We start from the raw sequence: 1,845 nt of genomic DNA, 5'->3' as shown, positions 1-1,845 counted from the left end.
ATGCCCCCGATCGCCACCCCGCCCCACCCGCTGCGCGACGTCCGCGCCCTCGTATTCGATGTGTTTGGCACGCTGGTGGACTGGCGCACCTCCATCGCGCGGCAGGCGAAACAGGCGCTCGCCCCACTGGGCATCGAGGCCGATTGGCTGGCCTTCGCCGACGCGTGGCGGGCGCAGTACCAGCCCGCCATGGCGCGCGTGCGCGAGGGCGCCCTGCCGTACCGCAAGCTGGACGATTTGCACCGCCTGAACCTGGACGCCGTGCTGACCGCGTGGGGGCTGGCGCACCGGGTGGATGAGGCCACACGCGAGCACCTGAACCGGGCGTGGCACCGGCTGGACGCCTGGCCCGACGTCGCCGCCGGCCTGCACGCCCTGCGGCCGCGGGTGCTGCTGGCGCCGTGCTCCAACGGCCACATTGCGCTGATGGTGCACCTGGCGCGGCACAACGGCTGGGTGTGGGACGCCATCCTGGGCGCCGAACTGGCGCGCGACTACAAGCCCAAGCCCGGCGTGTACCGCGCGGCGGTGGAGGCGCTGGATCTGCCGCCCCAGGCCGTCATGATGGTGGCGGCGCATTCGGACGATTTGGCCGCTGCCGCCCAGGTGGGGCTGCGCACCGCTTTCGTCGCCCGCCCGGACGAACATGGCCCCGGCCGGGGCGAGCGCCGCGCGGCCGTACCCGTGGATGTGGAGGTGAGCAGCCTGCCGGAGCTGGCCGAGCGATTGGGGCCTGCGGACAGCCCATAGGAGGCCGCCGGCTCAGCGCGTCATCAGCAGTTGGGCCGCGACCGAGGCGGCAATCACCTCCGGCTCCTTGCCCACCAAGCCGGGGATGCCGATGGGGCAGGTGATCCGCGCCAGCGCCGCATCGTCGTGCCCCCGCGCCCGCAGGCGGTTCTGAAACGCGGCCCACTTGGTGCGGCTGCCGATCAGCCCCACGAAGGGCAGATCGTCGCGCGTGCGCAGCCGCTGCAGGCAGGCGTCCACGATGGCCAGGTCCTCCGCATGGCTGAAGCTCATGATCAGCACCCGGCTGTGCGGGGCCAGACCGGGCACGGCCCGCTCCACGGGGTCCGAATGCTCGGCCGCCACGGCGGGCGGCAGGTCGGGCGGGAACACGCCATCGCGGCTGTCGATCCAGGTCAGGGCAAAGGGCAGCGGCCGCAGCGCCCGTTCGATGGCCCGCCCGACATGGCCGCCGCCGAACAACGCCACGGGCAGGTGCGCCGCCGTCCACACCCCGCGCAGCGCGGCCGCGTCGGCCGCCGTGACACGCCGCAGCCGCACATACACCACCCCCCCGCAGCACTGTCCCAGGCGGGGGCCCAGCGGGTAGCGCAACCGTTCGTCCGGCGCATCACCCGCGGCGCCCAGCCGGGCCCGGGCATGCTGGATGACCTGCCACTCCAGTTGCCCGCCGCCGATGGTACCCACCACGTCCCGCGCAGTCACGAGCATCCAGGCGCCCGCCTCGCGCGGCACCGAACCCTCGCCGCGCTCGACCATCACCAGCGTCCCGGGCCCGTCCGCCAGGGCCGCCAGCGCGCCGTCCAGATCGCCCCCGCGCAACTGCCATCCGTCCATGTCGTCCTTCATGCCTTCAGTATCGCCGGGGTTGAAAGGCCCGGGCCGTTGGCGCACAATCCGCGGAACTCCACCACCGGGACGGGGCGCCCCTGGCACCGTCCCACCGCTCCGATGGCTTTGACGTTCGACTCGCCCCTGCCGCCCGCGCCCCGCCGGCCGGCCTTCCACGACCGGCTGCGCGGCTGGGGTTGGGTGGTGCTGGTGACCGCGGTGCTGGCCTTCGTTGAGCTCGTAGCTCGCGCGCCACCTCGGCCG

General features: G+C 73.8%; 2 protein-coding genes. One reads left to right on the top strand and one right to left on the bottom strand.

The annotated features are described in order from the left end of the window. Nucleotides 1-750, top strand: a complete 750-nt coding sequence (locus Tfont_RS14325) for a haloacid dehalogenase type II (RefSeq protein ID WP_068610603.1) — start codon at nucleotides 1-3, stop codon at nucleotides 748-750. A 12-nt stretch (nucleotides 751-762) separates the two neighbouring features. Here the strand turns inward: Tfont_RS14325 and xdhC are convergent, their stop codons facing one another. Then, on the bottom strand, nucleotides 763-1,599 hold the full coding sequence (gene xdhC / locus Tfont_RS14320; RefSeq protein ID WP_260682414.1) for a xanthine dehydrogenase accessory protein XdhC: 837 nt from the start codon (nucleotides 1,597-1,599) through the stop codon (nucleotides 763-765). Nucleotides 1,600-1,845: the final 246 nt, after the last annotated feature.

The organism is Tepidimonas fonticaldi (assembly GCF_007556755.1).
Classification (GTDB): domain Bacteria; phylum Pseudomonadota; class Gammaproteobacteria; order Burkholderiales; family Burkholderiaceae_C; genus Tepidimonas; species Tepidimonas fonticaldi.
The sequence above is the reverse complement of the archived record's forward strand: the minus strand, read 5'-3'. Positions and strand labels throughout refer to the sequence as shown.